Consider the following 22,851-nt stretch of genomic DNA (forward strand, 5'->3'; position numbering starts at 1 on the left):
AAGCTAAAATACACATTATATTCATAATGAATGTCAATTGTTTATTCCTTTGAAAAATTATAACAACTTCATCTAAAACTGTCAACAAATTTGTATTTTTGACTCATGAAATTCAATGAACTCCATTGAAAATAAAATCCAGTGAAGTAAACTCAACCTCAGAATGCATTTTAAACATCCCGAAATTTTATACTTTCTGTTCTTGTTGATTGTTCCAATTTTGGTTCATTTATTCCAATTACGCCGTTTCAAAAAAGAATATTTCACCAATGTTCGTTTCTTAAAAGCACTTTCAATTCAAACCAGAAAAAGTTCTAAAATCAAGAAATGGTTACTTCTCGCCTGTCGTTTATTATTATTAACTTGTATCGTTATAGCATTTGCACAGCCTTTTTTTGAGTCAAAAGACAGTAAAAATGCCAGCAATGAACTGTATATTATTTTGGATAATTCTTTTAGTATGCAAGCCAAAGGCAAAAAAGGGGAATTACTAAAAAGAGCCGTTCAGGAACTACTCGAAGAAACTCCAGAAAACGTGAATTTTTCTTTGCTCACTAATTCTGAAAATTATTGGAATACGGATATTAAATCGGTTCGTAGTGCTTTGCAAAATCTAAAATACAGCGCTACTCCTTTTCAATTGGACAATATAATGGCAAAGTTAAAAGCGCATAAATCAGCTTTTAAAAAGGATATCGTTATCATTACCGACGCAATTGGTCTTGATGAAAAACAACTGAAAAATAGTGATGCAACTGATTCTCCTTTATTTATAATCCCAAAAGCCGAACAAAAAAACAATGTTTCTATTGACAGCGTTTTCATCAATAAAACATTAGAAAATTTTTATGAAATTAGCGTCCAAATATCCGGTTATGGAGATGATTTTAACCCGATTCCTATTTCTTTATACAATGAAAACAAGCTTATTGCTAAAACAATAATAACTTTAGACTCGAAGAAAAAAAACCTCAATTTTACGATTCCAAAACAAGCTTTTCATGGTTATTTTTCCATAGTTGACAATGGGTTGACTTATGACAACACGTTGTATTTTAGTATTTCTAAAACGAAGAAAACCAACATTATCAGCATTGGAGAACCGGCGAAAAGTAACTTCCTTTCCCGAATTTACACCAGTGAAGAGTTCCATTTTAGCAATTCCACTTTAAGCGCATTAGATTACAATAAACTAGAGGAACAAGATGCGATTGTTTTAAATGAATTGGATGAAATCCCACAGGCTTTGGCGACCACTTTGAAATCTTTTGTAGAGAAAGGCGGCAATTTAATTGTGATCCCTTCGACAGTAAGTTCAACTACAAATATGAATTCTTTTGTCTCGAATTTTGGAAACCTCAAATTTAATTCTTTAGAAAAAAGAGAAAAATTAATTACTAAAATAAACTTCAATCATCCTATATTCAATAGCGTTTTTGAAAATAAAGTGTCTAATTTTCAATATCCAAAGACAAAAAGTTCGTTTGCATTATCCAGTTCAAGTCCTGCCGCTCTATCTTATGAGGATCAAAGTGTTTTCTTGACTTCAATAGCAAATTCAGTTTCAGCGGTTGCTGTTTTTGCAGCTCCTATCAACATCGAAAATTCAAATTTTCAGCAATCTCCATTAATTGTGCCTACATTTTACAAGATGGCGATGAACAATAAAAACAAAGGTGTAAATGCTTTGACAATAGGGAATAACAACCCGCACTTGACAGAAGCATCGTTAAACAAAGACGCTATTTTAAATGTAAAAGGCTTGGACGAACAATTTATTCCTATCCAACAAATTCTGAATAATAAAGTCAAAATGACTTTCAATGATTATCCGGAACAAGCCGGAAATTTCAGCATTTACAATAAAAAAGAGTGGATTGAAAATATCAGTTTCAATTACAACAGAACCGAAAGTGATTTGGCTTCAGCCAATGACAATATACTTTCGGACTATAAAACAATCGAATCAATCCCATCATTATTTGACACTTTACAAACTGACAGAACTGATAATCAAATTTGGAAATGGTTTGTTATCTTTGCACTGTTATTTCTAATAACCGAAATGGCAATTATACGATTCGTAAAGTAAATAACGAAGGTCCAATACTTAAAAAATTAATATGAAATGAGCATGACCGTAATTTGGTCGTAAAAGTTAATACAACTATGCGAATTTCATATTCCATTAAAAAAACAAATATTATCTACATATGAAATTAATCATCAGAGACGCCAAAATTATCGATTCGAAAAGTCCCTTTCATAATAAGACTGCAGATATTTTAATTGTTGATGGTTTTATAAAAAAAATTGGAACATCGCTTCCAAATCCAGATAAAGCAGACGAAGTAAAACTTGATAATTTACATGTTTCACAAGGCTGGTTCGACAGTAGCGTTTCTTTTGGAGAACCTGGCTTTGAAGACCGAGAAACCATATCAAACGGACTTAATGTTGCTGCCAAAAGCGGTTTTACGGCAATCGCATTACAACCCAACTCCTTCCCTATTATTGACAATCAATCCCAAGTGAATTTTGTTTTAAATAAAGCACAAGGATTTGCAACTCAACTGTATCCTATTGGCGCTTTGAGCAAAGAAAGTGCAGGAAAAGACATGGCCGAATTATATGATATGAAAAAAGCGGGAGCAGTTGCTTTTGGAGATTATAATAAAAGTTTGGACAATGCTAATTTGCTAAAAATCGCCTTACAATATGTTCAGGATTTTGATGGATTGCTTCTTGCTTTTTCCCAAGACGAAAATATAAAAGGAAACGGAGTGGCGAATGAAGGCATTGTTTCTACCCGATTAGGCTTGAAAGGAATTCCAAATCTTGCCGAAGAATTGCAAATCGCAAGAAATTTATTTCTGTTAGAATATACCGGAGGAAAACTACACATTCCAACAATTTCTACTAAAAAATCAGTTCAATTAATCAAAGAGGCTAAAGCCAATGGACTAAATGTAACGTGTAGTGTTGCTGTGCATAATTTAGTTTTAACTGATGAAAAACTGGAAGGTTTTGACACACGTTATAAAGTTTCGCCGCCACTTAGAACTGAATATGATAGAAAAGCATTGCTGAAAGGCATAAAAGACGGAACAATCGATATGATTACATCTGACCATAATCCGATAGACATTGAACACAAGAAAATGGAATTTGATGGTGCCAAAAACGGAACAATTGGATTGGAAAGTGCTTTTGGTGCTTTGATGACCGTATTGCCATTAGAAACCGTAATAGATAAATTGACCGCTGGAAAAACGACTTTTGGTATCGAAATAGAATCAATTAATGAAGGTTCTAAAGCAAATATTACCTTATTTAATCCAGAACCAAAAAACATTTTTACAAAATCATCCATTTTATCCAAATCGAAAAATTCCGCGTTTCTCGAAACAGAAATCAAAGGAAAAGTGCTTGGGATTGTCAATCAAGGAAAATTAATTTTAGCATAAATAAAAAACCGCACAAACCTCAGAGTGAGCACAAATAAAAATGAATAATACTACCGAAAAAGGAAAAACCGCCGCCATCACTAGCTATATTTTAGGAATTGGCGTATTTATAGCGATGTCTATGAACTCCGAAGATAAAAATGCGTTTGCTTCTTTTCACATTCGCCAAGGACTGGGACTCACATTAACTTTTATATCATTGGGATTAATCATCAGCAATTTTGACAGCTTAATGATTTCAGCTCCTATGTGGATTTTCGTATTTGTTTTATGGTCTTATGGCATTACTAGCGCTATAAAAGGAGAAACAAAACCAGTTCCTTTATTGGGAACTTATTTTCAAAAATGGCTTAAAAAAATATCATAATCCGATGAATTTATCTTTAGAATATAAAATACGTGAACCTAAAATAAAATTAGACAAAAATCCTCTTATCCTTTTATTGCACGGATACGGCAGCAATGAAGAAGATTTATTTTCATTTGCTACTGAGCTTCCAGAGGAATATTATATTATCTCAGCACGTGCGCCTTATGACTTACAATACGGCAGTTATGCTTGGTATGCAATAAACTTTGATGCGGATCAAAATAAATTTTCAGACCACGAACAAGCCAAAGTTTCAAGGGATTTAATCGCTGGATTTATTGATGAGTTAATTGCTAATTATCCAATCGATAAGACTCAAATTGCTTTAGTTGGCTTCAGCCAAGGATCAATTTTGAGTTATGCTGTAGCACTTTCTTACCCAGAAAAAGTTCAAAAAGTAGTGGCTATGAGTGGCTATTTGAATTTAGAAATTGTAGCAGATGATTATCTAAAAAACAACTTTTCTAACCTGAAAATATTTACTTCACACGGAACTGTAGATCAAGTAATCCCAGTAGAATGGGCTAGAAAAACACCTGCAATAGTAGAAAATTTAGGAATAAATATAACCTATAAAGAATATCCTGTGGGTCATGGAGTGGCGCCACAAAATTTTTATGACTTTAAAAATTGGCTTCTTGAAAAATAGTATATAGTATTCAGTCGCAGTTTTCAGTGTTTATTATAACTGAATACTGCGACTGAACACTCTTTATTTCTGATATAACAATGATTGATTTACTTCGAATGAAATACTATCATCTGCATTTACAAAATATTTCAATAAAACTTCTCCCCAAATTTCACCATCACTAAAGTCCGCAATAATCCATCTGTGGTTTAGGATTCTTACTTTATTGATAATAAATTTATTCGTCCCAATTTGATCTTGACCCGTATAAGGATTCCCTTTTGGGTTAGAATTGTAATCCAATAATTTTTCAGTAACAATAGGAATTAATTTTTCATATTGAATCATTTTTTCTGAACTTCCAGAATCAAAATAATTTTGGGCATTTTCGTTTTTTTCCAAAGAAAAATAGTTCGCATCCGTTAATTTATTTTTAACTGAACTTAAACTATCTTTCAACTTTGTAGTCACTCTTTTGTATCTATCTTGTTCAAAAGTTACTTCCTTACTTAAAAACATATAAGTGTAAACATTAAATAATAAAGCTAGAATAAAAGCGTAAAGCAATAATGATTTTTTCATTTTAGGTTGATTAAATTGTAATTTCTAGATTATCATACGCAAGAAAAACGTTCTCCGGAAGTCTTTTTTGTACTTCTTCATGAAAACCAAGAATATGACTGATATGGGTAATATAGGCTTTTTTAGGTTGAACCAAAGTTATAAAATCTAATGCCTCCTGCAAATTGAAATGTGCAATATGGGATTCTTCTCGCAAAGCATTTATCACTAATACTTCTAGATTTTTTAATTTTTCAATTTCGCTTTCTTCTATTGTTTTCACATCCGTCAAATAGGCAAAATCATCTATTCTATACCCAAAAACCTGAAGACCCGCATGCATTACATCTATAGGAATAGCCATTTTATCACCAATAGAAAAAGGTTGATTATTGATAACTTCAATTGTTTCGACAGAAGGAGCTCCCGGATATCTATTTTCGGTTTCAAAAACATAATCGAAACGTTTTTTTAGATTATCAATTACTCTTTGGTGCGCATAAATTGGAATCTCGCCTTGTTTAAAATTGAACGGACGAATATCATCCAAACCGGCAGTATGATCGGAATGTTCATGAGTAAATAGGATTCCATCTACTTTTTGGCAATTTGAAGAAAGCATTTGTTGTCTAAAATCAGGTCCGCAATCGATTACAAATGAATGGTTTTCCCAAGAGATCCAAACCGAAACCCGAAGCCTTTTATCCTTAAAATCAGTGCTTTTACATACTGGATGATTGCTTCCTATAATAGGAATTCCTTGTGATGTGCCTGTGCCTAAAAAATATACCTTCAATGCTATTAGATTTTTTTACAAAAATAGGGTTAATTATCTTTCATTAGAAACCTATTTAATTAACTTTGTAACATATTAGCCATATTTAAAACAAAATGGGTACTGAAATAAAATTAAAAGGTGACAAAGTCATCGAGCAAATTCCTTCTATAAAAGACAAGGCTCTTCGTATCAATTTAAATGAAAACATTTACGGAACTTTCGCAGAAATTGGTGCTGGGCAAGAAACTGTAAGACATTTTTTTAGGTCGGGTGGTTCTTCGGGAACCATTGCAAAAGCGATGTCAGCCTATGACAAAGATTTTAGTGATGCTGTTTATGGAATAGAAAAAGATGGCCGTTACGTAACTGAAAGTCGTCTTAAAAAAATGCTCACATTTGAGGGGCAATTAATCGAAGAACGATTAAGCAGAGAGAAACATCCCAATAAAATGTTTTTCAGCTACGCCAATACGGTTGCTACTATCGATTTTGCAAAACAATTTAAAGGGCATGGCTGGGTTGGCATTCGGTATCAAATTGAACCAGATGAGGATTATAATGAAATTATTATTCACATTCGTTTTAAAGAAACTGATGTTCGCTTACAACAAGAAACACTTGGTATCCTTGGTGTGAATCTAATTTATGGTGCTTACTATAAATACAATGATCCTAAACGTTTGTTGCGCTATTTATATGATCACTTAGATAAAGATCAGTTGGAAATAGACACTATCAATTTCTCTGGGCCACGTTTTGCAGATGTAGATAATCGTTTGATGAGTTTACAGCTGGTAAAAAATGGAATGACTGATGCAGTTATGTTTAATCCCGATGGAAAAAACATCCTTCCCGCAGCCATATTATACAAAAAAAACATTCTTGCTTTTAGAGGAAGTTTTCGTCCGGTTACAAAAGTAAACATGGACATGTATGAGAAATCATTGAAAATGTTTCTGAATGAGAATAAAGTGGAAGTTGACAATACACTTGTTGTTTTTGAAATTACCCTTTCTAATTTACGCTCAGATGGAGAAATTGACGAAAGAGATTTTATGGATCGCGCCGAATTACTTTGTTCATTAGGACAAACGGTAATGATCTCTAATTTTCAAGAATATTATAAGGTGGTGGAATATTTTGCCAATTATACTAAAGCCCGAATGGGATTAGCAATGGGGGTAAATAATTTGGTTGATATTTTTGATGAAAAATACTATCGTCATTTAAGCGGTGGAATTCTAGAAGCTTTCGGAAAATTATTTTACCGTGACATGAAAGTCTTTTTATATCCAATGATTGGCGAAAACGGTGAAATTATTACTTCAGATAATTTGAAAGTACATCCTAGAATGAAAGAATTGTACAAATTCTTCAAATTCAATGGTAAAGTTGTCGATATTGTAGATTACGATCCTAATATTCTTGAAGTATTCTCTCGTGAGGTACTTAACATGATAAGCCAAGGAAAACCAGGATGGGAAACTATGCTTCCTTCGGGTATTGCTGAAATAATCAAGGAACATCATCTTTTTGGATATGATCCAAGTAAACTGTTAAAAGAAAGCAACTAGTATTTAGATTTCAGATTGTTAATACTTAAATGTGTTGACTGATTTCGAATTTAATGACGAAAAACTATATAAAAAAAGCCAAGAAAGTATTTTATCTCTTTCTTGGCTTTTTTTCTTAAATCTGTCTTCTGAAATTGGAAAACTTATTCTAATATCTGTGCAGCGTGCGCTTTGGTTTTTACGTCCGTAATTACCTCCTCAATAATTCCGTTTTCATCTATTACAAATGTGGTTCTGTGAATCCCGTCATATTCTTTTCCCATGAATTTCTTTGGCCCCCAAACTCCAAAAGCTTGAATTACTGATTTATCTTCATCAGCCAATAATGGAAAAGGGAAATCATATTTTTCTTTGAATTTAGCCTGTGCTTTTTGCGCATCGGCACTAACGCCTAACAGTTCATAATTATTAGCTGTGAATCTCTCAAAATTGTCTCTCAAGTCACAAGCTTCGGCGGTGCATCCGGGTGTATTGGCTTTTGGATAAAAGAAAACGACCAGTTTTTTTCCTTTATAATCAGCTAATTGATGTAGTTTTCCATCTTGATCCAGACCGGAAAAAGTGGGTGCTTTATCTCCTTTTTTTAGAGTTGTCATATATTAGGTTTTAGGTGTTGGTTTTTTATATTTGCCCCAGGGTGAAGTGAAAACCCCGGAATTTTTATAGTTATTTTTTCTTGCGATGACAAAGCGACCAGAGGAAGCTCTTGCAATTGCTTAGAAAAAAAGCTATAAAAATGAGTCCCGAAGTTTCGGGATTGTAACGCAAAACTGGATTAGGCACATAATAGAATTTAAACTATTTTTACTTTTTATAAAAATACAAAAATGAATAAACAAGAACGTGTAACGTTTGTTATAAATACGTTAAAAGAATTATATCCAACGATTCCTATTCCTTTAGACCATAAAGATCCTTATACTTTATTGATTGCGGTTTTACTTTCGGCACAATGCACGGATGTTCGCGTGAATCAAATCACACCTTTACTTTTTGCTAAAGCGGATAATCCGTATGATATGATAAAAATGTCCGTGGAAGAGATTAAGGAAATCATACGTCCTTGTGGCTTATCGCCAATGAAATCGAAAGGTATTCACGGTTTATCTCATATTTTAATTAATAAGCATGGTGGAAAAGTACCGCAAAGTTTTGAATTTTTAGAAGAATTACCCGCTGTTGGGCATAAAACCGCAAGCGTGGTGATGTCTCAAGCTTTTGGCGTTCCTGCATTTCCTGTTGATACCCATATCCATCGATTAATGTACCGATGGAATTTGACCAATGGAAAAAATGTGGTTCAAACAGAGAAGGATGCTAAACGTATTTTTCCGGAGGAAATATGGAATGATTTACATTTACAAATCATTTGGTACGGACGGGAATATTCCCCTGCACGTGGTTGGGATTTAGATAAAGACATTATTACCAAAACGATTGGAAGAAAGACCATTTTAGATGAGTATCATAAAAAACAAGGGACCCATAAATAGGAGATTCCATTAATTTTATTTAAAAATTAGTAGAATCTGGTTATTCAAGTCCTAAAAAATTATAAGCTTGAATTTTTCAATACAATAACATCCAATACTTAAATCAGTCTGTTTTAATTAGATATAATTTCGAAACTTTTATCTTCTATTTTTATTATGCTTAACGCTTTTGAATAATTCAATAAAAAAGAAACGATTTCTTTCTCGGGCTTCATCTTGTTATTAACTAATGATTTTTTAGAGTAAATTTTTGCCATATTGTAATAAATTTGTTTTTATATTACAACGCAGCGAGTTTGGATTTATTGTTAATTGGTCAAAACAATTTGATGTTTATCAATAACTTTTCTTAGATTCATTAATGCGTAACGCATTCTACCTAAAGCAGTATTGATACTGACTCCAGTTGTTTCAGAAATTTCTTTAAAACTCATATCTTGATACATTCTCATGACCAAAACTTGCTTTTGGTCTATAGGAAGTTCTTCAATAAGTTTTTTCAAATCCATTTCGACCTGTTCCGATATTATTTTGTTTTCTATTGTAAGAGAATCATCGGACATTATTGAAAAAATAGAAAACTCCTCTGTTTCTCTAAACATTGGCATTTTTTTAGTTCTTCGATAGTGATCAACAATAAGATTATGAGAAATCCTCATCACCCATGGTAAGAATTTTCCTTCTTCATTATAAGAATTTGATTTTAAGGTTTTTATTACCTTAATAAAGGTATCTTGAAAAATATCATTCGATGTATCTCTATCAGAGATTTTAGAATATATAAAACCGTAAATTTTTGATTCGTGTCTTTTGATTAATGAAGCTAAGGCATCTTCATTACCTGCAACATAATCCTGAACCAATAATGCGTCTGGAAGTTGTGTATTAGCCATAGTTATACCTTTTAGTTTTTAATTAAAATTGGAGAATTTTCTCTAAAAAGTAGTTTTATACTATAGGCTAATGATTAATTAATGTTTATTTTATTGCTCAAATTTAGCAAATAATTATTTTAACAAGCAAATAAATTTAAGGAAAATTAATATCTAAAGAATAAAAATGTTAAAATTCAGGCTAATATTTCACACTTGGGTGATATAAATATACGTAATAACAAGACGAAAAATTATTATTTTTAAAACTATTATGTTTAAAAATTAAAAATTACATCTATAAAACTATTTAACAAGAAATTTAATGGTAATAAAGAATTCGCAGAACTGTATTTCTGATTCCATTCCATTAACATTCCAAAATTTGTGATTTGTTCAACCTATTTTCTCCGACGAAAATTGATTACTTTTGTAAAAATTATCATTTTTATGCAAGTTGACCTTTCGAAATTAGATCCTAAGAAAAATATCATCATAAAAGGCGCACAAGTACATAACCTAAAAAATGTAGATGTTGCTATTCCAAGAAATAAATTAGTGGTTATCACAGGACTTTCGGGTTCTGGGAAATCAAGTTTGGCATTTGATACTTTGTACGCAGAAGGGCAGCGTCGTTATGTAGAAAGTTTATCATCGTATGCACGACAATTTCTTGGTCGATTAGACAAACCAAAGGTTGAATATATAAAAGGAATTGCTCCAGCAATTGCAATTGAACAAAAAGTAAATACGACAAACGCCCGTTCTACAGTGGGAACTTCAACAGAAATATACGATTATATAAAATTACTATTTGCCAGAATCGGAAGAACTTATTCACCTATTTCTGGGAGAGAAGTCAAAAAAAACACGGTTACTGATGTGGTTACCGATGTAAAAACTTTTGAACTTGACAGCAAATGGCTACTTCTTGCTCCCGTTCATCTGGAAGAAGGCAGAAAACTGGAAGACAAACTAAAAGTGCTTTTACAACAAGGTTTTGCGAGGATTCTGGTTAGTAATGAAATGATTCGTTTAGACGAAATAGACCAACATTCTTTAGATAATAAAGACATAAAGCTCATTATTGATAGAATTGTTGTCAAAGAAGAAGAAGAATTCTACAACCGACTTGCAGATGCGGTTCAAACTGCTTTTTTTGAAGGTAAAGGGATTTGTTATTTACAGGAATTAAATTCGGATAAAACATTTTCTTATTCTAATAATTTTGAATTGGATGGAATTACTTTCTTGGAACCAAACGTACATTTATTCAGTTTTAACAATCCATACGGAGCGTGTCCTGTTTGTGAAGGCTACGGAAATATTATTGGAATTGATGCCGAATTAGTCGTACCAAATACGACCTTATCTGTATATGAAAATGCCATTTTTCCTTGGAGAGGCGAAAGTATGAGCTGGTTTCGAGACGAATTGGTAAATAATGCCTATAAATTTGACTTTCCTATTCACAAACCTTTTTATCAATTATCTGAAGATCAAAAAGAATTAATCTGGAATGGGAACAACTACTTCCAAGGCTTAAATGATTTTTTTAAGGAATTGGAAGAAAAAAATTATAAAATCCAAAATAGAGTTATGCTTTCTCGCTATCGAGGGAAAACCAAATGTTATTCCTGTAAAGGCAAACGCTTGCGAATAGAAGCTTCTTATGTGAAAATCAATTCTAAAACTGTTTCTGATTTAGTTGATTTACCTATTAAACATTTAGTGACTTTTTTCGAAAATATTGATTTAGATATTTATGAAAAACAAATCGCGAAACGATTGTTAGTGGAAATCAATAATAGATTATCCTTTTTAACCGAAGTAGGATTGGATTATCTTACTTTAAACAGAAATTCAGCAACCCTTTCGGGTGGGGAATCGCAACGCATCAACTTAGCAACCTCATTAGGAAGTAGCTTAGTAGGCTCCATGTATATTCTGGATGAACCCAGTATTGGTTTACACCCAAAAGATACGGAACGCTTAATAAAAGTATTGCTATCGCTTCGTGATTTAGGAAATACTGTCATTGTGGTAGAACATGACGAAGATATCATGAAAGCGGCCGATATGATTATTGACATAGGTCCAGAGGCAGGAACCTTTGGCGGTAATTTAGTTGCTCAAGGCACATTTGATGAAATCCTAAAATCGACTTCACTTACAGCAAAATATTTGAATGGTGATTTAGAAATTTCGGTTCCCAAGAAACGAAGACCTTTCAAGAATTTTATAGAAATAAAAGGAGCCCGAGAAAATAATCTGCAGAATATAGATGTTACATTTCCACTAGATGTATTAACGGTTATTACTGGAGTTTCAGGAAGCGGAAAAAGTACGCTTGTTAAGAAAATCCTTTTCCCTGCCATGCAAAAAAAGCTGGAAAATGTAGGTGAAAAAGCAGGTCAATTTACTGAAATTACTGGTTCATTTTCGCAAATCAAGCATATTGAATATGTAGATCAAAACCCAATAGGAAGAAGTTCCCGTTCTAATCCGGTAACTTATATTAAAGCGTATGATGATATTCGGGAATTGTATGCCAAAGAAAAACTATCAAAAATAAGGGGGTATCAAGCCAAACATTTTTCTTTTAATGTTGATGGCGGCAGATGTGAAACTTGCAAAGGAGAAGGTTCCATAAATGTAGAGATGGTTTTCATGGCCGATGTACAATTGCCCTGTGAAACCTGTAACGGAAAACGCTTTAAGAAAGAGGTTTTAGAAGTAGCTTTTGAAGGTAAAAACATTCACGATATTCTCACCATGACTATTGACGATGCAATTGCCTTTTTTACATCCAATAAACAAGCCAAAATAACTCAAAAATTGCAACCTTTACAAGATGTGGGATTGGGTTATGTGCAATTAGGGCAATCGTCTTCTACACTTTCCGGTGGAGAAGCCCAACGCATAAAACTCGCTTCATTCTTGGTAAAAGGAGCCACAAAAGACAAAGCTCTTTTTGTTTTTGACGAACCTACAACCGGATTACATTTTCATGACATCAAGAAACTATTAGCTTCTTTTGATGCATTGATAGAAAAAGGCCATTCAATATTAGTAATTGAACACAACCTTGATCTTATAAAATGTGCCGACTGGATTATTGATTTAGGCCCTGAAGGAGGAGAAAATGGTGGACAATTATTAGCTGTAGGAACTCCCGAAGAAATCGTGAAAATAAAAAAATCAATCACGGGGAAATACTTGAAGGATAAATTATAAGAATCTATTCAGAATAGCATTTTTCTTCAAATGTATTTCCATCTTCATCGATGGCTATCACTATATTTTTTTCTTTAGAAGAAACATAAGTTAAGTAAATCCAACCAACGGACCATAAACCTAATGTCAGACAACAAAGCAAAAAATTAAACCCGTGATCTACTTCTTTTCTACCTTTTGATAAAACCGCAAAAGGCAAAGTATCATTTCTTTCTATAATAGTAAATCCATGGTGGATTTTATTAGCTAAGATATTAGAAAACTTTTGTAAACTTTCTTCGTTTATGTATTGATGGCTTTGCATAATCATTGGGGGTAAATTACTTTAGCTATTTATTATTGTTTTTTAAAATATTACGTAAAAATATTAATTGCAAAAATAAGAGTGATACGTCATTTTCACAATACCCACTTCTAGTGATTTTTCAATTATTATTATAATTTGGTCAGCATATCTAAAACTCAAAATAGAATACAAATATATTTTTAAAAGAGCTTTTTAATATTACATAATAATTGAAAAATATTACATAATTCACACTATATAAATCACTTATCAGCTTAAAAAAAGCAGTCTTAATAAGCAATTAGAATATAAATGAAATATAGATTCCAAAAATTAGAAATCTTTTTTAAGAGTTGGTATTAGAGCGTTTTTGGAACAGAACAAATTTATTACAATTTGATTTTGAGCTTTTTCAATATATTATCCATTACTTGGTTTATTTCAATAGAAATAACAAATTTGTAATTGATATAAACATATAAAACGGTAACCAAAACTGATTTTAATCCTATGGCTATTATTGGGTTAAAAGGAAATTCCCAGAAATAAAACAATAGAAATAAGAAGAATGTAATCGATAAAGAGTATATAGTCTGAATTGTAAACGGATACAAATGCAAACGTTTGACCACAAAAAGTAACTTGGCTATACTATATAAAGTTATTGACAATAAAGTCGCGAAAGCGGACCCCATAATACCGTATATTGGAATAAAGATCATGTTTAGTCCAATTGCCACAGCAACTAAAAAGACTCCTAGAAATAAAACGGCTCTATAATATTTTGTGTTAAAAATAATAGCATTGTTATTCCCTAATATCAAATCAAAATATTTAGACAATCCAATCATAAAAACAACTAAAATACCACCGCTGTATTCTTTTGGTACCATTTCATACAACTGATTGATATTAACAAAAATACCCAACATCACAAAACCACCGACTACTTGTAAATTAATAGATGTTTTTTTATACAAATCATTTAATTCATCATGCTTGTTGTCATGCATCAGCCTGGCTGTAATTGGATAAACAATTTGATGCATCGCCCGGCTTGGAACCGATATAACTAAAGCAATATAAGTAGCTACGGAGTAATAGGCTATATTTTCAATTATCATGTATTGGTTAAGCATAATTTTATCCCCATCCAATAGCAAATTAGCCACACTTCCTGATAAAATAATATAAAAAGTGTACTCCATTATATTTTTCACGTTATGAGGTATAGCGAATTGGAAATCAGGTTTTTTAATATAAAACGCATACCCCATTGTGATAATCAGTGCCAAGAAATAAATTCCTGCTGTTACATAAACAAACTCTACAACCGTTATCCATTTATAATAGACTCCAATAAGCGCAAATAATGAAAACAATCTAAGTCCTACCTCTTTAACAAAATTTCCAAAAACCGAATGCATATGGACTCTGGCCCAAGCATAAAAAATTTCGAAATAAGCCATGCATAACCCTATAAATGGAATAAGCCAAATAAAATCCTTAACCACTGGATTTTTCTTTGAAACAAATATTAAAATATCATCAAAGAAAATCAACCCCAACAATATTAAAGGAATGCACAATAGCAGAGGAAACAATACCGTAAAAGATAAAAACCGGGATCTTTCCATGTCTGATTCGTATTGCGAATAAAATTTCACTAACGTGTTTTGCATTCCTATTGCAAATAAAGGCATGATAACATTTGCACACGAAAGAATGTAACCTGTTACGGCATAATAGGTATCTCCTAAAAAGACAGGGTATAAATAAAGAGTGTTTATTGCGCCAATCCCAAAACCTAAATAAGTGATTATTGTATTCTTTAAAGATTGATTTAATACTATTCCCATTTTAGGCGTTTAAAGTTTAAAGTTAAAAGTAGATAGAACTCCTAATTTTTTTGGATTAGATGTGACAATTCTTTGGTGAGATTTTTTCTGGAATAGCGTTGTAATCCTACTCCGTTTGCTTGTAATTTTCCCTCCAAAAACTGCTTATAAAAGTCCAAAATTACACTTTTAAGTTTCATTTTTTCTGAATAATCAAAAAATACGCCTGTATTGGTTTCAGTTATGATTTCGGCAAAATCAGATCCGTTAGGACCAATCGCAATAATAGGTCTGTTAGAAACCATATATTCGAATAATTTTCCTGGGATAATGCTTTTAGTATCTTCGGAATCAATTTCTATAAGCAACAAAACCTGTGATTTTCTTTGGTGTGCAATGGCTTCTGAATGCGAAACATAACCCAAATTATTCAAATAGGAATTTAGCCCGAATTGAGTAATCGTTTCCAAAACTTCCTGACTTACAGCACCTATCAATTTCACTTCTAAATGCGATTTGAAATCTGGAATCTCATTAATCAATTCAACCAAACTCTCCCATAAAATCAAAGGATTTCTCTCGGAAAGAAAAGAACCAATATGTGCTAAAGTAAATTTAGAATCCAAGGTTTGTTTTTCGACTTCTTCGATATCATAACCATTCGTTATTACCGCAATTGGTTTAGTGGTAATAGCTTGAAATTCAGTTTTAGTAGTTTTACTAGTTACGATAATTGTATCAGCAGTATTCAAAACCTGATGTTCTAATGCTTTGTGTTTTTTGGCAGCAAAACTCGACAATCGCAATGATTTGTGATATCCAATAGTTGTCCACGGATCCCGAAAATCAGCAAACCATTTTAAGGCTAATTTCTGTTTTAATTCTAATCCGATAAGATGCAAACTGTGTGGTGGCCCCGAAGTAACAATCGTATCAATATTATTTTCTACAATGTATTTCTCCAAATAGGTAACCGAAGGTTTTACCCAAAAAACACGTGCATCGGGAATAAATAAATTTCCACGAATCCATAGAAAGGTTTTATCCAGAAAAGATTGCTTTTTCTGATTTGGAATAATTCCAGAACTGATTTTTTTGGTTTTATTCTTCGAAAAAAATGAAGCCAGTTGATAGGGTTCAAAAATCTTCTGTTTCAGAATAATCGCTTTATCTGAAACTTCTTTAATCAAATTTTCATCTATAATAGGATACGTTGGATTTTCTGGTATATAAACAATAGGCTGAATTCCAAAATCAGGCAAATATTTCACAAACTTAAGCCAACGTTGAACGCCAGGTCCGCCAGCCGGTGGCCAATAATAGGTAATTATTAAGATTTTCTTTGGTTCCAAAGTTTAAGGTTTAAGGTTTAGAAGTTTAACTTAAAAACTTCTGAAATGCTTCGCCTGTTCGCTCTTTCAGGCTCGGGTCAAAAATCGTTAATCAACAATCTTCAATCATTTTTTTTTATTTAGTTTTTCTAACTCTTCAATATCTAGAATATCTTTGGGTCTGTTTGTAGCTTTTTTAGCTTTTATCAAATTATCATAATCTAAAAAATAAACAGGAATTTCTTTCAAGATAACAATAGTTGAATTTTGTAGTAAACTGTCAAAATTTTCGTTTTCTAAACCTTTAATGGAAGTCATCACATCTAATCTCAAGCCATAAGAAATAGTGAAATCTGTAAATCCAGTAACAAATTGCATGGTTTCAATTGATGGAAAATCTCCAATTCCAATTGCTGCAAAAGCGAGACGAAGATTTTTTCTGTTTTCAATAGTATCGTCAATCAATATATCAATATCCCCAGTATTTCTGGTATAACCATAAATATTTACTGCCAATCCACCAATAGTTAGATAACGAACATTGTTTTCGGCAAGTTTTTCCCAAATGTCTAAAATTTCTTGAAGCATTATTTTTTCTGGATAATTCTTGGTGCAGTTTTTAAGGCGTACGAAATTTCGACCAAAGCCATAAACCTTTCTATTCTTTCAGAATACAACTTTTGCAAATCAGAAGTTTTAGTTTCTTTTTGGGACAATCTATTTTCCTTTTTATATAAAGATTTCATATTCAAATGTACAATTTTAGAAAAACATTTCGACTAATTCCTATTCAATTCTAATTTACTTGCTTTCTTCTCTGCACAAAATAAATCCCTCCAATTAATAGCAACAGCATTCCTATTGAACTTATCAACGTAATCGTACTTCCGGTTTTTATCACTTGAGGCTCAAACTTAAATTCAATCGTGTGTTTTCCTGCTGGAATGTTTAAAGCTCTTAAAACGTAATCAACTCTAGTATGAGACACACTTTTTCCATCAATATAGGCATTCCAACCTTTTCCATAATAGATTTCGGAGAAAACAGCTAAACCTTCATTTGAATTATCAGACACATATTTCAAGTAATTAGGTTTGTAATTTTCTAAAGTTATAGTCGCTGAACTGTCTTTGGCGAAAGCCGTATTTTTAATTTCAAAATCTTTACTATTTACAACCGCCACATTTTTAGAATCCAAACTATCCAAAGCTTTCATCTCTCCATCAGCAGAATTCACCAATTTTACTTGACTTACGAACCAGGCATTCCCGTTAGCATTCGGATTCGAAGTTGGAAATTCTTTGCCTTCCTTATCAGTTTGAATAACATACTTCACATTGAGCATATTCAGAATCTCCATATTGCTTTTCGCAATTTGATAATCAAATAATTGCTGCATCCTCCTTGGTTTCACCGCACTATAACCTCCTATAGATTTATGAAAATAAGAAGTTCTGGCGCTTGATAAATTACCACTTACTTCAAAAACTCGGTAATGAGTCGTGTCTTTAAGAATCTCCACATCCGAAGGTTTTTCCTGAAACGGTGCTTCAACTTCTCTTCCGCTCACAAAATCTTTACCTGAAACATATTTTTTATCTACAAAAAACAAGTCAAAAATCATTAAAAGCCCCACGAAAATTATAGCCGTATTTGAGGTCAATCTATTTTTTATAAACAACCATAAAACCCCAGCTGAAATCAGAATAAAGAAACCGGAACGCAACAAATCAGCACTATACAAACTCTTTCTGTCTTCCTTAAGCGCATCTACAAAACTAGGCCCATAACTTTCCAGAAAATAACTGTCACTTCCCCCAGAAAAACTAAACAAGCTTTTAGAGAAAACCAAAATCAAAATAGTCCCTAAGGCTACAGTTCCAGATTGCCACAAGGCTTTCCATTGCAGTTCTTTTTCTAATTTGAAAAAAGATTGTAATCCCATAATTGCTAAAACAGGAAAACATAATTCTAAAATTACTTGTATTGAAGAAACCGCTCTAAACTTATTGTACATAGGAACGTAATCGATAAAAAAGTCTGTCAAAACAGGAAAATTTTTACCCCAGGAAAGTACTAACGCTACGATTGCTCCAGAAAGAAATACATATTTAATTTTTCGTTTATCAATAAACAAAGCTAAAATTCCCAAAAAGAAAACGACTGCTCCAATATACGCTGGTGCAGCTACAATAGGCTGATCACCCCAATACGTTGGCATTCCAGAAACAAAATCGTTCGCCTGTGCTTCAGGTACTCCTTGACCAATCATAAAATCATACATCTTACTATCTGTCCCAAGAGCCTCATTATTAGAACCTCCAAAAAGTCTTGGAGCAATAAGATTAAAACTTTCGGCTATCCCGTAACTGTATTCCGTAATATAATCCCGAGTCATCGCACTATTGCCAGTCATTTTTGAACCGTCAGGATTAAAAGTTAATTCACTTTTACCACGAGTACTAAAATCAGCATACTCGGCTGTGGCCAATAAATTTGTTGCATTAGCTCCAATAGCAAAAATTCCTGCTACCACAAGAACTCCAAACGAATACAACAGCGATTTATATTCCTTGTCTTTTAAAGCCTGATAAATAAAATAACCCGAAAGTATCAACAAGAAAATCAATAAGTAATACGTCATTTGGAAGTGATTCGCATTGATTTCTAATGCTGTCGCGAAGAGCGTAATCAAACCTCCCAGAATATGTTTTTTTTGAAATACCAGAATAAATCCGGCAATAACCAATGGCATATAAGCAATAGCATGCGCTTTAGCATTATGGCCAACTCCAAGAATAATAATCAAATAGGTGGATAAACCGAAAGCTAAAGCCCCGAAAAATGCTTTCAAAGGATCAACTTTTAAAACCAACATCAAGCCATAAAAACCAAGGAAATACAGGAATAAATAATCCGCAGGGCGAGGTAAAAATCGCAATACATCATCTATCGCTCCAATATAATCATGCGGATATTTTGCTCCTAATTGATATGTAGGCATTCCTCCAAAAGCTGAATTTGTCCAATAAGGTTCCACATGATCAGAGACTCTAAAATCGTTTTGTTCCTTAGCCATTCCGGTATATTGAGCAATATCCGACTGATAGATTTGCTTTCCTTGTAATACAGGATAAAAATAGGTTAGAGATAGGAGTACAAAACCAAGGATGGCTAACGCGTGTGGATAGAACTTATTTATTATTTTCAATGTAAAATGGTTTGGATTAGAGTAAAAACGGTGCTAATAACGACAAATTTAATCTATTTCTTCGTAATCAACATACTCTCCCACTTTTTTGGTTTCGCGTGGATTTTTAGCATTTGCCGTATTGTATATTACTTCATCCTTACTTTGTGTTTTTTTCCAAGTATTATCTTGTGCATATTGTTGTTGCTTCTGCATATTTTCGCCAGCTTTTTCGACTACTTTTTTAACCAATAATGGCAAAAATAGTTTTGCTAAAAATCTAAAAATATAATAGAAAGCGATCATATAAAAAAGCGCTTTTATAAAACCAGTGAAAGAAGCTGTTTGCATATAAGTGTAATTTTTTCCAAAATTAATAAATCAACCGTTCAAAATTAAAATATCTCTCTTAAATAAATAATAAAATATAGTACATTTGAAAAGCGTTATTACTTTTTAACCCAAAAAAATAATATGTCCAAAATCAAAATCTTACTTATCGCTGCTATTTCAATGATTCCAAGTATTCATTATGGCCAACACACAGATCAAATAAATTCTAACAGACCGGGTGAAACAATGTCTGCTTTTGCAGTTGGAAAATCTGTTATTCAAATAGAAACTGGTATTTATGGGATAAAAGAAAATCATAGTTTATTGAATTATGACGCTAATGGTTTTGGTCTGGATGTCACATTAAGATGGGGGTTATTCATGGAAAAATTAGAATTGATAGCCGATTTACAATACCAGCATGAAGAATTTACCACATTATTCAATAGTACCAATAGATCAGCATTAAAGCAAACTGTTTTAGGAGCAAAATATTTGATTTACGATCCTTTCAAAAATTACGAAAAAAAAATCGATGTATACAGCTGGAAAGCCAATCGAACTTTCAATTGGCATCAATTAATCCCTGCTGTTTCTGTATTTGCTGGAGCTAATTTCACCATGGCGGATAATCCGTATTCTTTTTCTCCTGAATCCAACATATCACCAAAAATCATGTTGATTACTCAAAACCATTTAGGTGACGGAAGTTGGGTTTTTGTAACCAATATCATTGCAGATTATGTCACTACTGATTTTCCAAGTTATGGCTATGTGGTAACTTTAACAAGAGGATTCAATGATAAATGGTCTGGATTTATAGAAAACCAGGGATTTAAAAGTGATTTTTATAGCGATGCTATTGTTCGAGGAGGCGCTGCTTATTTATTGAATAAAGACATGCAAATTGATGCATCCATAAGTACAAGTCTTAAAAATACTCCATCTGTTCTTTACGGCGGGGTTGGTTTTTCTTGGCGTTATGATGCCAATTATCAAGAAGTACGAATGAGTATTGACAGCGGTGGTAATTCCCAAACAAAAGCCGAGAAAAAAGCAAAATCAAAAGCCAACAAAAAACGCAAAGACGAAATAGAAACTACACCATAAACAATAATGATTACAATAAAAGAAGCTAAAACAAAAAGTGAACTAACGGATTATATCAAATTCCCTTTTTCCTTATACAAAAACAATAAATACTGGGTCCCACCAATCATTGTTGATGAACTGGAAACCTTTGATAAAACTAAAAACCCTGCTTTCGAAAATGCAGAAGCCTACTTTTATATTGCGTATAAAGGCAACGAAATTGCAGGTAGAATTGCTGCCATAATAAATTGGAGTGAAGTAAATGACCAGCAAAAAAAGAAAGTTCGTTTTGGTTGGTTTGACGTGATTGATGATATCGAAGTAACGAAAGCACTTTTAGAAAAAGTATATGAATTAGGTCGAAAAAACAATCTAGAACATGTTGAAGGCCCAATGGGATTTTCTAATTTAGATAAAGTTGGTGTCCTAACGGAAGGTTTTGACGAAATTGGAACTATGATTACGTGGTACAATCATCCGTATTATGCCCGTCATTTTGAGCAATTGGGTTATAGGGTAGAAAAAGAATACTTAGAAAGTAAATTCCCTTTCGAAAACGTAAAACCAGAGTTTTTTGAAAAGGCAAATGATTTGGTAAAAAGAAGATACCAATTAAGTCCTCTTAACTTCAAAACTACCAAAGAAGTGATGCCACACGTAGATAAAATGTTTGATTTATTCAACGAATCTTACGCTTCCTTATCGTCTTTTGTAGCTATTTCTGACATTCAAAAAGAGTATTTCAAGAAAAAATACATCAGTTTTATCAATCCAGAATTCATCAAATTTGTGGAAGATAAAGACCATAACATTGTTGCTTTTAGTATTGTAATGCCTTCTTTTTCAGAAGCATTGCAAAAATCAAAAGGAAAATTATTCCCATTTGGATTCCTTCATTTACTGAAAGCCAAGAACCAAAGTAAGGATATGATTTTCTATTTGATAGGCGTTCACCCCGATTATCAAAATAAAGCAGTTACAGCGATAATTTTCAATGAATATTACCATACGTTCAAGGAAAAAGGAGTTGTCAATTGTTTCAGAACCCCTGAATTAGCGGACAACCTTGCCATTCATAACTTATGGAAACATTTCAATCCTGTTGTTCACAAACGAAGATGTACTTTTTTAAAGAATCTATAAAAATTAAATTGTAATATCAAAACTAAAAATATCCATAGACCTCTCAGTTTATGGATATTTTAGTTTTAAATTATTTTATTTTTTAAACGCAGATTACATTTTACAATCCACTTTTGACAAAACGATATTTCCTTCAAATTTTAATTGTTTCCTGTCTTTAAAAGTTACTTTTCCTTTATTCTCATCGACAACATCTCCAAAACCTTCAATATATGTATTCCCTTTTTTCAAGAAAGCAACTTGACGAACTGAGGAAACACCTTCGGACATGAATGTGTAATCCGCAAAAAGTGTATCTCCTTGTATTTCTCCAACTAATGCGCCTTCGCTTTTGTCTTTTTCATAGAAATTATAACTTAATTTCCCTGAAGTCAATTCATCTCCTTTTATAGTCAAGGTCATTGAAATCGTATCCTTTTTTAAAATTGTGCGGTAACACTCCTCGGATACAGGCTCTTCTACAACTATTTTTTCTGATGTTGCTGAAACTGCTTCCTTTTCTTTTTTACAAGAAACTAGAATACTCATAAAAACGATTCCTAATACAATTACTTTTTTCATAAATTTTCCATTTTACTTTTATAAATGTACGCATTCATAGCTAAATTCATTCCAAAAAAAAATCCATCAGTCAGACTGATGGATTTTTCATATA

Annotated in this window: 22 protein-coding genes; 9 read left to right on the forward strand and 13 right to left on the reverse strand. The window is 32.5% G+C overall.

The window, feature by feature from the left end; translation table 11 throughout:
• Window positions 1-163: 163 nt before the first annotated feature.
• The 4 genes from ACM55F_RS09485 to ACM55F_RS09500 all read left to right on the forward strand — a co-directional run bounded on the left by ACM55F_RS09485 (window position 164) and on the right by ACM55F_RS09500 (window position 4,486).
• A complete protein-coding gene (locus ACM55F_RS09485) occupies window positions 164-2,092 on the forward strand; it encodes a BatA domain-containing protein (RefSeq protein ID WP_416853560.1) in 1,929 nt (642 codons plus the stop codon).
• A gap of 121 nt (window positions 2,093-2,213) precedes the next feature.
• Window positions 2,214-3,467: a dihydroorotase gene (locus tag ACM55F_RS09490; RefSeq protein ID WP_416853561.1), complete on the forward strand. Its 1,254-nt coding sequence runs from the start codon at window positions 2,214-2,216 to the stop codon at window positions 3,465-3,467.
• Between the two features lie 40 nt (window positions 3,468-3,507).
• Window positions 3,508-3,834: a hypothetical protein gene (locus tag ACM55F_RS09495; protein ID WP_416853562.1), complete on the forward strand. Its 327-nt coding sequence runs from the start codon at window positions 3,508-3,510 to the stop codon at window positions 3,832-3,834.
• A gap of 4 nt (window positions 3,835-3,838) precedes the next feature.
• A complete protein-coding gene (locus tag ACM55F_RS09500; protein ID WP_416853563.1) occupies window positions 3,839-4,486 on the forward strand; it encodes an alpha/beta hydrolase in 648 nt (215 codons plus the stop codon).
• A gap of 63 nt (window positions 4,487-4,549) precedes the next feature.
• On the opposite strand, the gene ACM55F_RS09505 is transcribed toward ACM55F_RS09500, so the two are convergent.
• On the reverse strand, window positions 4,550-5,050 hold the full coding sequence (locus ACM55F_RS09505) for a hypothetical protein (protein ID WP_416853564.1): 501 nt from the start codon (window positions 5,048-5,050) through the stop codon (window positions 4,550-4,552).
• A gap of 10 nt (window positions 5,051-5,060) precedes the next feature.
• A complete protein-coding gene (locus ACM55F_RS09510; protein WP_416853565.1) occupies window positions 5,061-5,825 on the reverse strand; it encodes an MBL fold metallo-hydrolase in 765 nt (254 codons plus the stop codon).
• Window positions 5,826-5,920: 95 nt separating this feature from the next.
• Here ACM55F_RS09510 and ACM55F_RS09515 point away from each other — a divergent pair, with 95 nt between their 5' ends.
• Complete coding sequence (locus tag ACM55F_RS09515) at window positions 5,921-7,381, forward strand: TonB-dependent receptor (protein ID WP_416853566.1); 1,461 nt, start codon at window positions 5,921-5,923, stop codon at window positions 7,379-7,381.
• A 143-nt stretch (window positions 7,382-7,524) separates the two neighbouring features.
• On the opposite strand, the gene bcp is transcribed toward ACM55F_RS09515, so the two are convergent.
• Window positions 7,525-7,977 (reverse strand): thioredoxin-dependent thiol peroxidase, encoded by a 453-nt coding sequence (gene bcp, locus ACM55F_RS09520; RefSeq protein ID WP_416853567.1) that lies wholly within the window; start codon window positions 7,975-7,977, stop codon window positions 7,525-7,527.
• Between the two features lie 231 nt (window positions 7,978-8,208).
• Between bcp and ACM55F_RS09525 the strand changes: the two genes are divergently transcribed.
• Window positions 8,209-8,874 carry an endonuclease III domain-containing protein gene (locus ACM55F_RS09525; protein ID WP_416853568.1) on the forward strand — a complete coding sequence of 222 codons (666 nt, stop codon included), beginning with the start codon at window positions 8,209-8,211 and terminating at the stop codon, window positions 8,872-8,874.
• A gap of 113 nt (window positions 8,875-8,987) precedes the next feature.
• Here ACM55F_RS09525 and ACM55F_RS09530 read toward each other — a convergent pair whose 3' ends face one another.
• Together ACM55F_RS09530 and ACM55F_RS09535 are read right to left on the reverse strand one after the other, a co-directional pair.
• On the reverse strand, window positions 8,988-9,131 hold the full coding sequence (locus ACM55F_RS09530) for a hypothetical protein (RefSeq protein WP_416853569.1): 144 nt from the start codon (window positions 9,129-9,131) through the stop codon (window positions 8,988-8,990).
• A 51-nt stretch (window positions 9,132-9,182) separates the two neighbouring features.
• On the reverse strand, window positions 9,183-9,767 hold the full coding sequence (locus ACM55F_RS09535) for an RNA polymerase sigma factor (RefSeq protein WP_416853570.1): 585 nt from the start codon (window positions 9,765-9,767) through the stop codon (window positions 9,183-9,185).
• 429 nt (window positions 9,768-10,196) lie between these two features.
• Here ACM55F_RS09535 and uvrA point away from each other — a divergent pair, with 429 nt between their 5' ends.
• The gene (uvrA, locus tag ACM55F_RS09540; RefSeq protein WP_416853571.1) at window positions 10,197-12,983 is read left to right on the forward strand and encodes an excinuclease ABC subunit UvrA; all 2,787 of its coding nucleotides are present in this window, start codon (window positions 10,197-10,199) and stop codon (window positions 12,981-12,983) included.
• A gap of 4 nt (window positions 12,984-12,987) precedes the next feature.
• On the opposite strand, the gene ACM55F_RS09545 is transcribed toward uvrA, so the two are convergent.
• From ACM55F_RS09545 to ACM55F_RS09575, 7 genes are all read right to left on the reverse strand, one after another.
• The gene (locus ACM55F_RS09545) at window positions 12,988-13,287 is read right to left on the reverse strand and encodes a hypothetical protein (RefSeq protein ID WP_416853572.1); all 300 of its coding nucleotides are present in this window, start codon (window positions 13,285-13,287) and stop codon (window positions 12,988-12,990) included.
• A 371-nt stretch (window positions 13,288-13,658) separates the two neighbouring features.
• On the reverse strand, window positions 13,659-15,128 hold the full coding sequence (locus tag ACM55F_RS09550; protein ID WP_416853573.1) for a lipopolysaccharide biosynthesis protein: 1,470 nt from the start codon (window positions 15,126-15,128) through the stop codon (window positions 13,659-13,661).
• 41 nt (window positions 15,129-15,169) lie between these two features.
• Window positions 15,170-16,459 carry a glycosyltransferase family 4 protein gene (locus ACM55F_RS09555; RefSeq protein ID WP_416853574.1) on the reverse strand — a complete coding sequence of 430 codons (1,290 nt, stop codon included), beginning with the start codon at window positions 16,457-16,459 and terminating at the stop codon, window positions 15,170-15,172.
• Window positions 16,460-16,564: 105 nt separating this feature from the next.
• Entirely contained in the window at window positions 16,565-17,026 is a 462-nt protein-coding gene (locus ACM55F_RS09560; protein ID WP_416853575.1) for a hypothetical protein, read from the reverse strand.
• Window positions 17,026-17,184, reverse strand: coding sequence for a hypothetical protein (locus ACM55F_RS09565; protein WP_416853576.1), 159 nt, complete (start codon window positions 17,182-17,184; stop codon window positions 17,026-17,028). Before ACM55F_RS09565 ends, ACM55F_RS09560 begins: the two co-directional genes overlap by 1 nt.
• Before the next feature lie 50 nt (window positions 17,185-17,234).
• On the reverse strand, window positions 17,235-19,649 hold the full coding sequence (locus ACM55F_RS09570) for a YfhO family protein (protein ID WP_416853577.1): 2,415 nt from the start codon (window positions 19,647-19,649) through the stop codon (window positions 17,235-17,237).
• Between the two features lie 48 nt (window positions 19,650-19,697).
• Window positions 19,698-19,979 (reverse strand): DUF4834 family protein, encoded by a 282-nt coding sequence (locus ACM55F_RS09575; protein WP_416853578.1) that lies wholly within the window; start codon window positions 19,977-19,979, stop codon window positions 19,698-19,700.
• Window positions 19,980-20,102: 123 nt separating this feature from the next.
• Between ACM55F_RS09575 and ACM55F_RS09580 the strand changes: the two genes are divergently transcribed.
• Together ACM55F_RS09580 and ACM55F_RS09585 are read left to right on the forward strand one after the other, a co-directional pair.
• Window positions 20,103-21,071, forward strand: a complete 969-nt coding sequence (locus ACM55F_RS09580) for a transporter (protein ID WP_416853579.1) — start codon at window positions 20,103-20,105, stop codon at window positions 21,069-21,071.
• Between the two features lie 6 nt (window positions 21,072-21,077).
• Complete coding sequence (locus ACM55F_RS09585; protein ID WP_416853580.1) at window positions 21,078-22,196, forward strand: GTP cyclohydrolase; 1,119 nt, start codon at window positions 21,078-21,080, stop codon at window positions 22,194-22,196.
• Window positions 22,197-22,289: 93 nt separating this feature from the next.
• Here the strand turns inward: ACM55F_RS09585 and ACM55F_RS09590 are convergent, their stop codons facing one another.
• Complete coding sequence (locus tag ACM55F_RS09590; RefSeq protein ID WP_416853581.1) at window positions 22,290-22,757, reverse strand: hypothetical protein; 468 nt, start codon at window positions 22,755-22,757, stop codon at window positions 22,290-22,292.
• Between the last annotated feature and the right edge of the window lie 94 nt (window positions 22,758-22,851).

Origin of the sequence: Flavobacterium melibiosi (assembly GCF_048158545.1) — a bacterium.
Classification (GTDB): domain Bacteria; phylum Bacteroidota; class Bacteroidia; order Flavobacteriales; family Flavobacteriaceae; genus Flavobacterium; species Flavobacterium melibiosi.